General features: G+C 71.3%; 15 protein-coding genes. 8 read left to right on the forward strand and 7 right to left on the reverse strand.

The window, feature by feature from the left end; translation table 11 throughout:
- Positions 1-43 precede the first annotated feature (43 nt).
- The gene (locus ACIREI_RS17615) at positions 44-1,156 is read left to right on the forward strand and encodes a DUF5925 domain-containing protein (protein ID WP_403333558.1); all 1,113 of its coding nucleotides are present in this window, start codon (positions 44-46) and stop codon (positions 1,154-1,156) included.
- A gap of 23 nt (positions 1,157-1,179) precedes the next feature.
- The gene (locus ACIREI_RS17620) at positions 1,180-1,950 is read left to right on the forward strand and encodes a DUF72 domain-containing protein (RefSeq protein WP_403333559.1); all 771 of its coding nucleotides are present in this window, start codon (positions 1,180-1,182) and stop codon (positions 1,948-1,950) included.
- Here ACIREI_RS17620 and ACIREI_RS17625 read toward each other — a convergent pair whose 3' ends face one another.
- On the reverse strand, positions 1,951-2,319 hold the full coding sequence (locus ACIREI_RS17625) for a GntR family transcriptional regulator (protein ID WP_181449789.1): 369 nt from the start codon (positions 2,317-2,319) through the stop codon (positions 1,951-1,953).
- Positions 2,320-2,390: 71 nt separating this feature from the next.
- Here ACIREI_RS17625 and ACIREI_RS17630 point away from each other — a divergent pair, with 71 nt between their 5' ends.
- The gene (locus ACIREI_RS17630; RefSeq protein ID WP_403333560.1) at positions 2,391-3,320 is read left to right on the forward strand and encodes a GNAT family N-acetyltransferase; all 930 of its coding nucleotides are present in this window, start codon (positions 2,391-2,393) and stop codon (positions 3,318-3,320) included.
- On the forward strand, positions 3,301-3,801 hold the full coding sequence (locus tag ACIREI_RS17635) for a DUF402 domain-containing protein (protein ID WP_403333562.1): 501 nt from the start codon (positions 3,301-3,303) through the stop codon (positions 3,799-3,801). The genes ACIREI_RS17630 and ACIREI_RS17635 overlap by 20 nt, the downstream gene beginning before the upstream one ends.
- Before the next feature lie 56 nt (positions 3,802-3,857).
- Here ACIREI_RS17635 and ACIREI_RS17640 read toward each other — a convergent pair whose 3' ends face one another.
- Positions 3,858-4,484, reverse strand: coding sequence for a class I SAM-dependent methyltransferase (locus ACIREI_RS17640; protein WP_403333564.1), 627 nt, complete (start codon positions 4,482-4,484; stop codon positions 3,858-3,860).
- 138 nt (positions 4,485-4,622) lie between these two features.
- On the opposite strand from ACIREI_RS17640, the gene ACIREI_RS17645 reads away from it, so the two are divergent.
- A complete protein-coding gene (locus ACIREI_RS17645) occupies positions 4,623-4,760 on the forward strand; it encodes a hypothetical protein (protein ID WP_403333566.1) in 138 nt (45 codons plus the stop codon).
- Between the two features lie 27 nt (positions 4,761-4,787).
- On the opposite strand, the gene ACIREI_RS17650 is transcribed toward ACIREI_RS17645, so the two are convergent.
- Entirely contained in the window at positions 4,788-5,237 is a 450-nt protein-coding gene (locus tag ACIREI_RS17650; RefSeq protein ID WP_403333568.1) for a GNAT family N-acetyltransferase, read from the reverse strand.
- A 168-nt stretch (positions 5,238-5,405) separates the two neighbouring features.
- Between ACIREI_RS17650 and ACIREI_RS17655 the strand changes: the two genes are divergently transcribed.
- The gene (locus ACIREI_RS17655; RefSeq protein ID WP_403333570.1) at positions 5,406-6,398 is read left to right on the forward strand and encodes a lytic polysaccharide monooxygenase; all 993 of its coding nucleotides are present in this window, start codon (positions 5,406-5,408) and stop codon (positions 6,396-6,398) included.
- Positions 6,399-6,555: 157 nt separating this feature from the next.
- On the opposite strand, the gene ACIREI_RS17660 is transcribed toward ACIREI_RS17655, so the two are convergent.
- Positions 6,556-7,425 (reverse strand): esterase/lipase family protein, encoded by an 870-nt coding sequence (locus ACIREI_RS17660; protein WP_403333572.1) that lies wholly within the window; start codon positions 7,423-7,425, stop codon positions 6,556-6,558.
- A 173-nt stretch (positions 7,426-7,598) separates the two neighbouring features.
- The gene (locus ACIREI_RS17665; protein ID WP_403333574.1) at positions 7,599-8,045 is read right to left on the reverse strand and encodes a MarR family winged helix-turn-helix transcriptional regulator; all 447 of its coding nucleotides are present in this window, start codon (positions 8,043-8,045) and stop codon (positions 7,599-7,601) included.
- A gap of 132 nt (positions 8,046-8,177) precedes the next feature.
- On the opposite strand from ACIREI_RS17665, the gene ACIREI_RS17670 reads away from it, so the two are divergent.
- Positions 8,178-8,552 (forward strand): cupin domain-containing protein, encoded by a 375-nt coding sequence (locus tag ACIREI_RS17670; protein ID WP_403333576.1) that lies wholly within the window; start codon positions 8,178-8,180, stop codon positions 8,550-8,552.
- Here the strand turns inward: ACIREI_RS17670 and ACIREI_RS17675 are convergent.
- Positions 8,530-9,534 carry a DNA polymerase thumb domain-containing protein gene (locus tag ACIREI_RS17675; RefSeq protein WP_403333578.1) on the reverse strand — a complete coding sequence of 335 codons (1,005 nt, stop codon included), beginning with the start codon at positions 9,532-9,534 and terminating at the stop codon, positions 8,530-8,532. The genes ACIREI_RS17670 and ACIREI_RS17675 overlap by 23 nt on opposite strands.
- Positions 9,531-12,989 (reverse strand): DNA polymerase III subunit alpha, encoded by a 3,459-nt coding sequence (locus ACIREI_RS17680; protein ID WP_403333580.1) that lies wholly within the window; start codon positions 12,987-12,989, stop codon positions 9,531-9,533. The genes ACIREI_RS17675 and ACIREI_RS17680 overlap by 4 nt, the downstream gene beginning before the upstream one ends.
- Positions 12,990-13,166: 177 nt before the next feature.
- Between ACIREI_RS17680 and ACIREI_RS17685 the strand changes: the two genes are divergently transcribed.
- The gene (locus tag ACIREI_RS17685; RefSeq protein ID WP_403333582.1) at positions 13,167-14,207 is read left to right on the forward strand and encodes a DUF3533 domain-containing protein; all 1,041 of its coding nucleotides are present in this window, start codon (positions 13,167-13,169) and stop codon (positions 14,205-14,207) included.
- The last annotated feature ends 259 nt before the right edge of the window (positions 14,208-14,466 follow it).

A 14,466-nucleotide genomic window follows, 5' to 3' on the forward strand; every position in this document is an offset into this window, starting at 1 on the left:
TTGGCGGTACGTGCCACGGAAACCGGGTGCACCGGGCCGCCGTGTGACGGATCATGGCCGCATGTCTGCGAACCCACACGACGCTCTGCCGATCCGGCTCAACGTCGACGACAGCGACTCGCCGTCCGACGTCGTCGACGCGCTGTTCCTCGGCCGCTTCGCGACGGGCGAGCAGCCGTACTCGCACGCGGCGAACATCGATCGCGTGCGGTCCGGGGCGACGCTCCTGCCGCCGGGCGCCAAGGTGCTGCGCACCGCCCGCGACGACGACCGCAGCGCGACGCTGGCGGAGGGCGAGGGGTGGACCCTGCTGGTCTCCCGCTGGAACCGGGGCGCCGACGTCACGGTGACGGCGACCAGCGAGGAACTGGCGGCGCGTGTGCTGGGCGAGGCGACGGACGGCGCGGCGGACGAGCCCGAGCCGCAGCCGGAGAACGTGACCATGGGGTTCTGGTACGTCTCCCCCAGGCGCGGCCCGCACCGCACGACCCGGCAGATCTCGGCGGGCACCTGGGACGAGGTGCGGGCCAACTACACCGCGCCGGTCGCGGACGCGATGGACCAGCTGATGAAGACGACCCCGGAGGACATCGCGGGCCGTCTGCTCCTGCTGCACGGCCCGCCGGGCACGGGCAAGACGTCGGCGCTGCGGACGCTGGCCCGCTCCTGGCGGGACTGGTGCCAGGTGGACTGCGTGCTGGACCCGGAGCGGCTCTTCAGTGACGTCGGCTATCTGATGGACATCGCGATCGGCGAGGAGGACGGGACCGGCAAGGGCCGCTGGCGGCTGCTGCTCCTGGAGGACTGCGACGAGCTGATCCGCGGCGAGGCCAAGCACACGGCGGGCCAGGCGCTGTCGCGGCTGCTGAACCTGACGGACGGCCTGCTGGGCCAGGGCCGCAACGTCCTGGTCGGCGTGACGACCAACGAGGACCTGGAGCGGCTCCACCCCGCCGTCGTCCGCCCCGGCCGCTGTCTGGCCCGTATCGAGGTCGGTCCGCTGACGCGCCGGGAGGCGGTGAACTGGCTGGGCACCGACGAGGGGGTCGGCCGGGAGGGGGCCACCCTGGCGGAGCTGTACGCGCTGAAGCGGGGCACCTCCCCGACGTCGCTGCCGGAGCCGCGGGACGGGGCGGACGCGGGGCTGTACCTGTAGCACTCCGGTGCTTTCATGGGTGTATGACCCTGTTCGTCGGCACGTCGGGATGGCAGTACAAGGACTGGCGGGGCGCCTTCTACCCCACCGACGTGCCCCTGCGGCGGTGGCTGGAGGAGTACACGGAGCACTTCGCCACGGTGGAGATCAACAACGCGTTCTACCGGTTGCCGACGCGGGAGAACTTCGAGGCCTGGCGTGACCGGGTGCCGCGGGACTTCGTGGTCGCGGTGAAGGCGAGCCGCTACCTCACCCACATCAAGCGCCTGAAGGAGCCCGAGGAGCCGGTCCACCGTCTGATGTCCCACGCGGCGGGCCTGGGCGACCGCCTGGGACCGGTACTCCTCCAGCTCCCGCCGACCCTGCGCGCCGACCCCGAGCTCCTGGACGCCTGCCTGGCCTGCTTCCCCTCCGGGACACGGATCGCGGTCGAGCCCCGTCACGAGTCCTGGTGGACGCCGGAGATCCGCAAGGTCCTGGAGTCCCGGGAGGCCGCCCTGTGCTGGGCCGACGTCCAGGCCCGCCCGGTGACCCCCTTGTGGCGCACCACGGACTGGGGGTACGTCCGCTTCCACGAGGGCCGCGCCCACCCCTGGCCCCGCTACGGCCGACGCTCCCTGGAGACCTGGGTCGACCGCATCGCGACCACCTGGTCCGACGCCGAGGACATGTACGCGTACTTCAACAACGACCCCGGCGGGGCGGCGGTGCGGGACGCGGTGGTCTTCGGGAGGGCGGCGTCGCGAGCGGGCCGCACGGTCACCCGCACGCCGGAGTTGGCCACCCGTCGCTGACTACTCCCCGTATGCCGCCCGCAGGGCGTCCCGCACGGCCGCCAGCGCGTCCGCCTCGGCGAGCCCAAGCCTGCGAGCCCGCTCCACGTACGCCTGCGCCGCCGACGCCAGCTCACGTTCCGCGGCCGAGCCGGCGGCGGCCACGAACGTGCCGTTGCGCCCGCGCGTCTCGATCACCCCGTCGCTCTCCAGCGCCCGGTACGCCTTCGCGACCGTGTTGGCCGCCAGTCCCAGCGACTCCGCCAGCCCTCGCACGGTCGGCAGCCGGTACCCGACCGGCAGCACCCCCGATCGCGCCTGCTCGGAGATCTGCGCCCGCACCTGCTCGTACGGCGCGGCACTGTCGTCGATGTGGATCTTCAAGGTCACAGGGCGATTGTCCCGTACCCGCCGGAAAATAAGAGGCACCCCGGCTCAACTCCCACGTAGCGTGCGCCGTGATGACCATGACCGTGCGCCCCCTGCGTCCCGAAGTCCGAGCCGATGTCGAGGGATTCGCCCACGTCCGGCGCCTCGCCCTGCCCTTCTTCGTGGTGACCCCGGACTCCATCGCCTACGACGCCACCCACATCCACCCGGATGCCCACTACCGGCCGCTCGTCGCGGAGGAGGACGGCGAGGTGATCGGCACGGCCCAGGTCGGGCTCATCCACGACAGCCCGGAGCCCGGCCAGGCCTACGTCAACGTGTACGTCCACCCGGAGCGCACCCGTCGCGGTGCGGGCACACTCCTGGTCCGCACCGCCGAGGAGTACCTGGCCGAGCGAGGCGCCACCAGACTGTTCGCCTGGATCCTCGACGCGCCGGGCAACCGCGCCTTCGCCGAACGGCGCGGCTACCGCGAGGGCCGCTCGGCACACTTCCTCCGCCTGGATCTGGCGAACGGCACTCTGCCCCCGCTCCAGGCCCCGGCCCCGGGCGTCGAGCTGCGCACGGCAGCAGACTTCGCGGACGATCCGCGCCCGCTGTTCGAGCTGGACGCGGAGACGGTGTCGGACGAACCGAGCGACGTCACCTATGAGTTCACGAACTACGAGGCCTGGCTGGAGGAGACCTGGAACCACCCCGTCCTCAGCCACGACCTGACGTCCGTAGCCGTCGTCGACGGCCGTCCCGCCGCCTTCAGCCTGGCCCACACGGACGGCGGCACCCGGTACGCCAGCGGCATGACCGGCACCGCCCGCGCCTTCCGCGGCCGGGGCCTGGCCAAGCTCGCCAAGAACGACTCCCTGCACCGCGCCCGCGCGGCCGGTCTCACGGAGGCGTTCACGGGCAACGACACCGGCAACGGCCCGATGCTCGCGATCAACAAGTGGTTCGGCTACGAAATCTGTGCGACGGAGGTGCGCTATGTCCGCGAACTCGGCTGACCGGCTCCGCCTGCTGGACGTGGTCCTGGTCAAGGGCGGTCGTACGAAGATCCGTTACAAGGCCGAGCTGCTCTCCGACGACCGCACCCGCATCGCCGTCCGCGCCCCCTGGTCCGGCGCCGGCGTCCGCGACTTCGGCTTCGTCCGCTTCGAGCCGGGCGACGTCTTCACCGAGTACTACTGGCGCGACCGCTGGTACGCCGTGAAGGAGGTCCGCGACGGCACGGGAGCCCTCAAGGGCTGGTACTGCGACATCACCCGCCCGGCCACGCTGTCCGACGCCGAACTGGTCGTCGAGGACCTCGACCTGGACCTGTGGTGCTCCGCCGACGGCACGGACGTGCGTCGCCTGGACGAGGACGAGTTCGCCGAGAGCGGCCTCGGGCGGACGGATCCGCAGGCCGCCGCGGCCGCCGTGTCCGCGCTGGACGCACTGGAGGCGCTGGCGCGCGGGGAGGGCTTCGCAGAGCTGCTGGGATAGCTCCCGAAGGCCGTTGGGCTCCTGGAACAGTTCCCGAAGGCACCACACCCCTTGGGTCAGGCCACCTCCGCCACCACCGCGTACCGCTCGTCGTCCACGCCCTTCCCCCACAGCCGGGCGTCCCCGGACAGTCGCTCCACGCGCACGTCCCCGGCGAGCGGTGCCAGCAGGGCGGCGAGCCGGTCCGCCGGTATACCGACGGCCGGCACAGCCGTCCCCCACACACCCTCGACCAGCACGAACCGCCCACCCGGGCGCAGCAGCCCGCGCCAGTGCCGCAGGGCGCGGCCCGGGTCGGGCAGGGCCCACAGGACATGCCGTACGAGCACCACGTCGAAGCGCTCCTCCCCCACCGGTGGCGCCGCCGCGTCACCGACGAGGAACGCCGCGTCCCGTCCGGCGAGCTTGGCGCGGGCGAGGTCGACCATCGCCGGGGACCGGTCCACCCCGGTGACCCGGTGTCCCTGTTCGGCCGCGAGGAGCGACAGGCTGCCGGTGCCGCAGCCGAGGTCGAGGACGTCGGACGGGCGCCCGGGCAGCCAGGACCGCAGCCGGGAGGCCCAGGCCTGGCGCACGTCGGGGTCGCGCAGGCCGTGATCCGGCTCGTCGTCGAAGGAGACGGCCGCCGCGTCCCAGTCCACGTCCGGACCCGTCCCCGTGATGGCGTGCTCACCGTTCGTCATGGGCCAAGAGTGACACCCGCCACTGACAGTCGGATGGTGACAGCCGCCACTGACAGGACCAGCGGCGATGAGGAACTCTCGCCAAAAGGGTCTACCTCCGTGACAACGCGGAACTCGGTGGCCCTGAAGGAGGCAGCCATGCGCCGTGTAACCGTGCAGAAGCCCCTGAAGAGGAAGACGGATGCCCGTCGGCTCCGGGAGGAGGCCGACGAGTCCCCCTCGGGACGACCCGAGGTCCGCAAGGACATCGCGCGGACCTGGTGGCCGGAAGGCTGAAACGCCCTGCCGGCCGCATGAAACAACTCAGCCGAGCCGCTTGCGGTAGTGGACGCGGTCGTACTGGCCGTCCACGCGGCGCTCGACGAACTCATAGCCGTACTTCGGGTAGATCTTCTGGTTCTCCCACATCAGGGCGTTCGTGTAGAGCCTGATCTCGGGCAGGCCGAGCGCACGCGCGCGTGCGTCCACGAAGTGCAGCAGCCGTCGCCCCACGCCCTTGCCGTGCGCGTCGGGGTGGACGGCGATGCTGTCGAGGAACAGATGGTCCTCGTGCACCTCGAGCACGAGGAGCCCGATCACGGGATCGCCCGTGACGAACACCTTCCCCTCGGCCACGTTCGCGGCGTGGTCCGCCAGCATGGGCACGGGCGCCCGCCCGATGCGCTCGATGTAGCGGTGGTAGGCGGCCTCCGTCACGGCCTTCACCATGCCTACGTCGGCGGCGACCGCCGGCCTGATGTCGTCGTCCGTCATAGCGCGACAGTACCTACCTGATCGCAGTCCGAACACTCCCTTAAGGCGACCCTAAAGATCGCCATCCCCCGCCGCCGACAGGCGATTTCGCGGTTTTCTCGGGCTAGCTTCTGATCGCCCCCACGGGATTCACCCCACGCGTTCAGAGCCCCCTTGAGGAGATCTTCCATGCCCGCACGCCGCAAGGCCGCCGCCGTCGCCGTCCTCGGCCTGACCCCGCTCGCCCTGACCGCGCTCGCCACGGCTCCCGCCTCGGCGCACGGTTCGATGGGCGACCCGGTCAGCCGGGTCTCGCAGTGTTACGCGGAGGGCCCCGAGAGCCCGAAGTCCGCCGCCTGCAAGGCCGCGGTCGCGGCCGGCGGCACCCAGGCCCTCTACGACTGGAACGGCATACGCATCGGCGACGCGGCCGGCCGGCACCAGGAGCTGATCCCGGACGGCAAGCTGTGCAGCGCGAACAGCGAGGCGTTCAAGGGCCTCGACCTGGCCCGCGCCGACTGGCCGGCGACGAGCGTGAGCAGCGGGTCGTACACCTTCAAGTACCGCGTGACCGCCCCACACAAGGGCACCTTCAAGGTCTACCTCACGAAGGCCGGTTACGACCCGACGAAGCCGCTGGCCTGGGACGACCTGGACCTGGCGAACCCGGTGGCGACGGCCACCGATCCGGCGGCCTCGGGCGGCTTCTACACCTTCTCCGGCACCCTGCCCGAGCGCTCCGGCAAGCAGCTGCTGTACGCGGTCTGGCAGCGCTCGGACAGCCCGGAGGCGTTCTACTCCTGCTCGGACGTCACGTTCGGGGGCGGCGCCGGCGATGGCGCCGACGACGGCGAGGCCTCGGCGGCGCCGAGCGCCTCCGCGCCCTCCGAGGAGCAGATCGAGGACGGGGCCGACGAGTCGACGGTCGAGCACCACGGCCACGGTGACCAGGACGCCGGCACGTCGGCGGAGCCGGTCGCGGCGGCCGAGGAGGAGCAGGCCGGCGCCCCGGCCAACCGGCCGAAGGCCGCCGGTGCCCCCGAGAACCTCGCCGAGACGGGTGGGGACAGCAGCACGGCGTATCTCGCGATGGGCGGTGCGGCGACTCTGGCGCTCGGGTCGGCGGTCCTGTTCGCGTCGGTGCGCAGGCGGGCGACGGCCGGCGGGCGCCACGGCAGCTGACGCCACGGAAACCACGGACAACACGGGCACCCCAAGGCTCCGGGGTCTGACCGGCGGCTCAGGCCGGTCAGACTCCGGCGGTGCGTCCCGCACATCCGCACATCCGCACATCCGCACACCCGCCCTCACGTGCTCACGTGCTCACGTGCTCACGTGCTCAACCGATCGCGGACGCACAGGTGGTGGGTGTGGCGCGCGCCGGGTCGAGCGCGTTGGCCACCTCGTGGAAGGCGATCCGGTCGGTCAGACCCAGGAACGCGTGCTCGGATATGTCGACCGCGCACAGGTCCTGGATCAGGACGTTCTTCACACCGGGCCCGTTCAGGAACTGACTCCGGTACGGCGTGACCACCTCGTCGTACTTGGTGGCGATGACCGTGTAGCGGACACCGGGGACGGTGTCACCGCCCTCGTTGAGCTTGGTCATGAAGTCGGATCCGGCAACCTGCTGGGCGAGGGCCGGAGTGGCCGTGGAGAGCAGGTCCTGCGCGCCAGGGAAGTACGGCAGCAGGTTGGTGAGCCCGGCCAGGGTGGTGCCGTGGTTGCTGGGCGCGATGCCCACGAGGGCGTTCACCTTGGCGGCGCCGCCGAGGAATTTGAGGTAGTAGCGGGGCATCATGCCGCCCTGTGAGTGGCCGACGAGGTCGGCCTTGGCGGCGCCGGTGGCGGCCAGCACCTTGTCGACATAGGCGGAGAGTTGCTCGGCCGACTTGTCGATGGGACCGAGGGCGTGGAAGAACGGCACACCCGGCAGCTGCCCGTAGTCGAGGGAGAAGACGCAGTAGCCGCGATTCTCCAGATACGGCGCGAGTCCCAGCCAGTTGTCGACGGAGTTCGCGAAGGTGCCGTGCACGAGGACGACGGGGCGGGGGTGGGCGGCGGACGGTTTGCAGGAGTAGTCGTTCCAGCCACTGTTCGAGGTCGCCGCCTCGGCCGCCTGGGCGGTGGTGGCGGCGGGGACGACGGCGACCGCGGTGGTCAGCAGCAGCGCGGCGAGGGGTCTGAGCGCGCGTTTCCAGGGCAGCATCGTGTGATCTCCTTGCGGCTCAAGGGAGGTGCGATGGCCTTACGCCCTGTGATCCGGATCACGAGGATGCTGTTCACTCATCAAGTTACGAGCGAGTAGTAGACGCGTGAAGTTACGCGTCAGTAAAAACTTCCAGTGGTAGTAAGGGGCGCTTTACAACTACTGATGAACCATCACCAGGCGGGCCTGATGGGCCCATAGGGCGCGATACGCGCCAACTGACCGCGCAACGCCCGCACTTCACCCTCGCCGAGCACATCAGCCCACACCCGTACGGCATCCGCGGCCGCCTCCTCGGCCGCACGGGTACAGGCCCATCCCCGCTCGGTCAGCACGACCAGCCGGGCGCGGGCATCCTCGGGATGCGGCCGGCGCTCGGCGTATCCCTTGCGCACGATCTCGTCGACGAGTTGGCTCGCGGCCTGCTTGGTCACGCCGAGATGGACGGCGAGGTCGGTGACCGTCGCTCCGTCCGGGGCGAGCCGGGCGAACGCGAAACCGTGCGCGGGCCGCAGCCCTTCGAAGCCGCGGGCGACCACGCCGTCATGGATGCGTTGCGTGAGCTCACCGGCGACGGCGAGCAGGGCGGCGGACAGGGCCATGGCTTCGGAGTTCTGCACGGAGGCATTGAAACACCCTTGACGGATTGGTCAAGCAGCTTGACCATGACTTCATATAGTCAAGAAGCTTGACCATCTCGGGCCGCCCGCACGACCCGGCCCACCCACCACCCGTCCCCCCAGGAGGCACCCGTGCCGGTCATCCGCGCATCCGAAGCCGTCACCCACAAAATCCACGGCGCCCGCTTCGTCTCGTACGCCACCCCCCGCACCGGCAGCAAGGAGCTGTGCGCCTGGCGCGGCGAGATCCCGGCAGGGACCAAGGCGCCCGCCCACACCGTCAACCGGGAGGAGATCCTGCACCTGCTCGACGGCGAGCTGCTGATCACGCTCGACGACCGGACCGACCGGATCACGGCGGGCGACACCCTGATCATCAACCCCGGCGCGACCCTGGCCGTGGAGAACCCGACCGACCGGACCGCCGTCACCTGGGTCACCACATCCATCGGCCTGACGGCGGAGCTGGCCGACGGCACACGCATCACGCCGCCGTGGGCCAACTGAGCCCTGAGCGGCGAGCGAGCGCCCCCGGCATCACCGCATGCGGCCCGAACTTCGCTCGCGCGCGGTCCGCGACCTCCTCGATGCGGCGGGCCTTGTCGTCGAGCGGGTCGAAGGAGAGCTGGTGAGAGGCGTGCTCGGCGGGGTCGAGACCCTCGGCGCGCAGGGCGAGGGCACGGACGCGGGCGCGCTGGAGGCCGAGGGCGTCGTACATGCCGTAGGCCGCCCTGGTCAGCGCCGCCGAGTGGGCCGTCGGCTCCTTCAGGGTGCGGCTGCGGGTCGTCGAGGAGCGGTCGGCATAGCGAGCAGTGAGGGTCAGGGTGCGGCAGACCTTGTCCAGGGCGCGCAGCCGGGCGCCCAGTTCCTCGGCGGCGGAGAGCAGGGCGCGGCGGTGCCGGTCGGGGTCCAACTCGTCGCGGGTGAAGGGGCGTTCGGTGGCCAGTGACCGCGACACGGCGTTCGGCACCACCCGCCCGCGGTCGATTCCGCTCGCCTTCTCCCGCAGCTCACGGCCGGCCTTCACGCCGACCAGGCGCTGGAGCGTGGACAGAGGTGCGGCGGCGACCAGACCGAGGGTGTCGAGGCCGTACTCGCACAGGGTGCGGGCGGTCGCGGCGCCGACGCCGGGCAGCGCGCCGACGGGCTGCCCGGCGAGGAACTCCGCGACGGCGTCCGGCTCCTCAGGGACGACGCAGGTCACCCCCGGCCGGGCGTCCCGCAGGGCGACACGGGCCAGCATCGGGCCCGGCCCGGCGCCGATCACGCAGTCGACGCCGTGGTGGGCGAGGGCACGCACCCGGATCACCGAGGCCAGCTCGACCGCGCCGCGCCCGAAGTACCGTTCGGCGCCCCGCAGATCGGCCAGCGCCCCGTCCGGCGGCAGCGCCTGAACGACCGGCGTGAAGTCCTCGAGCAGTCCGAGCAGCCCGGGCAGGGCCGCCTCGTGCATCGGCGGCAGCTGGAAACGTACGCAGAGGATGGTCATCCCGCACTCCCCGGACTCTGGTGCCACAACTTCCGTACCTGTGAAGGCGCTTGACCCGCCGGGCGCAGATCGGCCCACGGGTTGAGTTCGTATCCGGTGGGCAGGTGGATCCGCCGGCCGTGCGCCGGATCCCCGCCGTCCCCGGTCGGCACCGGCACGGGCTCCGCCAGCCGCGCCGCCACCACGTCCAGGCCGCCCTCGTCGCGCAGTTCGATCAGCTCGGCGAGGTTCCAGGCGGCGGCACCCACCACACTCAGACTGCGCGGACCGCGCCGCTGCACGACCCCCCGGACCAGCAGCAGCCAGGAGTGGAAGACGGTGTGGGCGCACGCGTCGTGCGAGTCGTCGAAGAAGGCGAGGTCGACCAGGCCCGTCCCGTCGTCCAGGGTGCTGAAGATGACCCGCTTGCCGGACCGGATCGGCGGCGTCTGGGTGGCCGCCTTGGCGCCGGCGACCAGCACGGTCTCCCCGTGCCGGGCGTCGCGCAGCCGCTTCGCCGAAACGACACCCAGCTCGTCGAGGAAGGCCCGGTGATCGTCCATCAGATTGCGCGAGGCATCCATCGACAGCACACCCAGCTCGGCACTGAGCCGCTCCGCCGAGCTGAGATCGGGCAGCCCGGCCGGCGCCGTCTTCCGCCCCCCGCCCAGGGGCAGTTGGCCCCCGCCGCCACCCCTGGCCCCCCGGTGCAGCTCGGTCAGGTGCAGTTGCAGATCACGCCGGTTGGCCCCGAAGGCGTCCAACGCGCCGACCTGCGCGAGCCTTTGGGCAAGCGGACGACTGGGCCGCCCCCGTTCCCAGAAGTCGAGCAGCGAGGCATACGGCTGCCCCTGCGCGATCCGCGCCGCCTCGGCCTCACTGATGCCGTACACATCGGAGAGGGCGAGCCGCAGCCCCCAGACCTTCCCCGACCCCCCGGATTCAGACACCAGTTCGATGCGGTGTGCGACGCCTGACACATTCACGTCCAACGGCAGGATCGGCACCCCACGCCGCCGTGCGTCCGCCAGCAGCAGCCGCTTCGGATACATCCCGGGGTCATGGGTGAGCAGCCCCGCGTAGAAGGCGGCCGGATGATGGGCCTTCAGCCAGGCCGACTGATACGTCGGCACGGCGAAGGCGACCGCGTGTGCCTTGCAGAAGCCGTACGACCCGAAGGCCTCGACGATCTCCCAGGTCCGCCGAATGGTCTCCGCGTCATACCCCTTGGCCGCCGCGTGCTGCGCGAACCACACCCGGATCCGCCCCTGCGACTCGGGATCCGACAACCCCCGCCGCACCCGATCCGCCTCGTCCCGCCCACACCCGGTCATGATGTGCACGATGTCGATGATCTGCTCATGGAAGACGACGACCCCGTACGTCTCCCGCAGCGGCTCCTCCAGATCCCGGTGCGGATAGCGCACCGGCGCCCGCCCGTGCCGCGCCTCGATGAACGGCCGCACCATGTCGGCGGCGACCGGCCCTGGCCGGAAGAGCGAGATATCGACGACGAGATCATGGAAGGTGGCCGGCTGAAGCCGCCCCACCAGGTCCCGCTGCCCCGGCGACTCGATCTGGAAGCAGCCCAGCGTCTCCGTAGAACGAATGAGCCGGTACGTCTCCGGATCACCCTCCCCCCGCTCGAAGTCGAGCGCGTCCAGATCGATCCGCTCCCCCGTGACCCGCTCCACCTCCGCGACCGCGTGCGCCATCGCCGACTGCATCCGCACGCCCAGCACATCGAGCTTGAGCAGCCCGAGGTCCTCGACGTCGTCCTTGTCGAACTGGGACATGGGGAAGCCCTCACCGCTGGTCGGCATGACGGGCGTACGGGAAAGAAGCGAGGCGTCGGAGAGCAGCACCCCGCACGGATGCATGGCGATGCCCCGCGGAAGGGCGTCAAGAGCCTCCGTCAGCTCCCACAATTTGCCGTACTTCTCCCGCTCCCCCGCCAGTTTCCTGAGCTCGGGCAGTTCATCCAGGGCGGCCCGGGCGTCCCGCGCCCGGATGTGCGGGAAGGACTTGGCGATGCGGTCGATGTCGGCCGGGTCCATGGACAGAGCCGCACCCACATCCCGGATCGCGTGCCGCACCCGATAGGTCTCCGGCATCGATACGGTCGCGACCCGCTCCCTCCCGAACCGGTCGATGATCGCGCGATAGACCTCCAGCCGCCGCGCGGACTCCACATCGACATCGATATCGGGCAGCACCAGCCGCCGCTTGGACAGGAAGCGCTCCATCAACAGCCCGTGCTCCACGGGATCGGCGTGCGCGATGCCGAGCAGATGGTTGACGAGCGACCCCGCCCCGGACCCACGGGCGGCCACCCGAATCCCCATCTTCCGTACGTCATCCACGACTTGAGCAACCGTCAGAAAATAAGAAGCGAACCCGTGATGGGCGATGATGTCCAGCTCCTGATGCATCCGCTCCCAGTACGCGCGCCGCCCGTCATAGCCGCGCAGCACCATGCCCGCCACCGCCCGTGAGGCCAGCGCCCGCTGGGCGGTGCGCTGCCCGGCACCGACGAGATACGGCTCGGGGAAGTGAACGCTGCCGATGCCGAGGTCGTCCTCGGGATCGACGAGACACTCGGCGGCGGCGGCCCCGGTCTGCTCCAGCAGCCGGTACGCGGCATCGCGCCGAAAGCCCGCGGCCTCGACGACCCGCTCGGCGACCCGCACCATCTCCCCCGCACCCTTGAGCCAGGCCTCACCGGAGTCCAGCTCCTTGGTGGAGTCGATGGGCACGAGCCGGCGCGCGGCGTCCAGCACATCGGCGACCGGCCCCAGACCAGGATCCGCGTACCGGACGGCATTGCTCAGCACAGGCCGCACCCGCTGCTCGGCGGCGAAGCCGACGGTACGGGCGGCCAGCCTCAGTGATCCCGGACCGGTGCCCTTACGCCCGTGCCAGACGGCCTCCAGTCGCAGGGAGTCCCCGTAGACCTCCCGCCAGGGACCGAGCAGCCGGGCCGCCCGATCGGGACGACCGGCGGCAAGCGCACGCCCCACATCGGAGTCGGCCCCGAGCAGAACGATCAGACCGTCCCCCCGATTGTCATGCCGAAGCAGCAGCGGCGGCCCTTCACCGGCATGCGCGGCCGAAACGATCCGGCACAGATCAGCCCACCCCCGGGCCCCGTCCCGGGCGAGAAAGGTGACCCGTGGCGTCGACTCATCAACGAAAACACCACCCCGCACCGGAACCCGGCGCCGCCGCCCCACGGACTCCTCCGCCCCCGAGAGTCCGAACTCCTCCACAGCCAGCTCCGCACCGAACAACGGCCGCACCCCCGCCGCCGCACAGGCCTTGGCGAACCGAACCGCACCCCCGAGCGAGTCCCGATCGGTGAGAGCCAGGGCATCCATACCCCGCTCGGAGGCACGCTCGGCCAGCCGCTCCGGGTGCGAGGCGCCGTACCGCAGGGAGAACCCGGAGACGGTGTGCAGATGCGTGAAACCCGGCACACGCACCTCCCGACTCATGAGCCCGATGACCGGTCGAACACCAGCCATCGAACATCAGTTCCCAACTCTCCCACCCCCACCATAGACCATTTCCGGACCGTTTCTCGAACATCCGTACGACATCCGTTCGGCCGCCTCCCACCTGCACAAACACCGCACGGCCCGGACCGTGGGGGCATGACGCAGACCCAGGGCGCCACCCCTCCTCCCAGCTCCTTCATGGCCGAGGTGAAGGACGCCGTCACCCCCCGGGCCACGCTGCTCGTGACCGGCGTGGTCGCCCTCGCCCTGCTCTTCATCGCCTCCTATGTAGGAGCGCTCCACGACCCGAAGCCCAAGGACGTGCCCTTCGGGGTCGTGGCACCCCAAGCCGCCGCCCAGCAGGCGGTGACCCGCCTCGAGAACCTGCCCGGCGATCCCCTGGACCCGCGCGCCGTGGCCGACGAAGCGACGGCCCGCAAGCAGATCCTGAACCGCGACATCGACGGCGCCCTGCTGCTCGACCCGACCGGCACCACCGACACCCTCCTGGTCGCCACCGGAGGCGGAAAGGTACTGGCCACCACCCTGGAGTCCCTGCTCACCACCCTGGAGAAATCCGAGGCTCGCACCCTGCGCACCATCGACGTGGCCCCGGCCGACCGCCACGACGCCAACGGGCTCACGTCCTTCTACGTGACCGTGGGCTGGTGCGTGGGCGGCTACCTCTGCGCCTCGATCATGACGATCAGCTCGGGCGCCGGCCGCCCCACCCCAAGACGCTCGGTGATCCGCCTCATCGCCATGGCCGTGGTCGCCCTGGTCGGCGGCCTCGGCGGCGCCCTGATCGTCGGCCCGATCCTGGGCGCCCTCCCCGGCAGCATCGCCGCACTCTGGGGTGTCGGCGCCCTGATCATCTTCGCGGTGGGCGCGGCCACGCTCGCCTTCCAGGCCATCTTCGGCCTGGCGGGCATCGGCCTGGTCATCCTGATCATCGTCATCCTGGGCAACCCCAGCGCGGGCGGCGCCCTCCCACCCCCACTGCTCCCCCCGTTCTGGAGAGACATCGGCCCGGCCCTGCCACCGGGCGCGGGAACATGGGCCACCCGCTCGATCGCCTACTTCAAGGGCAACGACACAACCGCCTCACTCCTGGTCCTCTCGGCCTGGGCTGCGGCAGGAACCGCGATCACGCTACTGGCGGCACGACTGCGAACGCCCCCGCCCCAGAAGCCGTAGCCGCCCGGCCGAACACACCCGCAGCCGCGTACGGCCGCGAGGGGACGCGTCGGGGGGTGTCCGCCCGCAGAGTCCGGTGTCAAGAAACGGCACCTCCTGGCAGTACGCCCACCACCGGACCGAGGACGGACACCCCCCCCCCCCCCCCCCCCCCCCCCCCCCCCCCCCCCCCCCCCCCCCCCCCCCCCCCCCCCCCCCCCCCCCCCCCCCCCCCCGGCCCCGACCACCCACCACCCTCAGGCGCTACGCGAACCCCCAC

It is taken from the genome of Streptomyces sp. NPDC093591 (assembly GCF_044764885.1).
Lineage (GTDB): Bacteria > Actinomycetota > Actinomycetes > Streptomycetales > Streptomycetaceae > Streptomyces.

What these genes read in the sequence shown, in the direction of transcription:
- ACIREI_RS17620 (WP_403333559.1), top strand. Translation starts at nt 1,180, where the DNA reads ATGACCCTGTTCGTCGGCACGTCGGGATGGCAGTACAAGGACTGGCGG.
- ACIREI_RS17630 (WP_403333560.1), top strand. Translation starts at nt 2,391, where the DNA reads ATGACCATGACCGTGCGCCCCCTGCGTCCCGAAGTCCGAGCCGATGTC.
- ACIREI_RS17635 (WP_403333562.1), top strand. Translation starts at nt 3,301, where the DNA reads ATGTCCGCGAACTCGGCTGACCGGCTCCGCCTGCTGGACGTGGTCCTG.
- ACIREI_RS17640 (WP_403333564.1), bottom strand. Translation starts at nt 4,484, where the DNA reads ATGACGAACGGTGAGCACGCCATCACGGGGACGGGTCCGGACGTGGAC.
- ACIREI_RS17645 (WP_403333566.1), top strand. Translation starts at nt 4,623, where the DNA reads ATGCGCCGTGTAACCGTGCAGAAGCCCCTGAAGAGGAAGACGGATGCC.
- ACIREI_RS17650 (WP_403333568.1), bottom strand. Translation starts at nt 5,237, where the DNA reads ATGACGGACGACGACATCAGGCCGGCGGTCGCCGCCGACGTAGGCATG.
- ACIREI_RS17655 (WP_403333570.1), top strand. Translation starts at nt 5,406, where the DNA reads ATGCCCGCACGCCGCAAGGCCGCCGCCGTCGCCGTCCTCGGCCTGACC.
- ACIREI_RS17660 (WP_403333572.1), bottom strand. Translation starts at nt 7,425, where the DNA reads ATGCTGCCCTGGAAACGCGCGCTCAGACCCCTCGCCGCGCTGCTGCTG.
- ACIREI_RS17675 (WP_403333578.1), bottom strand. Translation starts at nt 9,534, where the DNA reads ATGACCATCCTCTGCGTACGTTTCCAGCTGCCGCCGATGCACGAGGCG.
- ACIREI_RS17685 (WP_403333582.1), top strand. Translation starts at nt 13,167, where the DNA reads ATGACGCAGACCCAGGGCGCCACCCCTCCTCCCAGCTCCTTCATGGCC.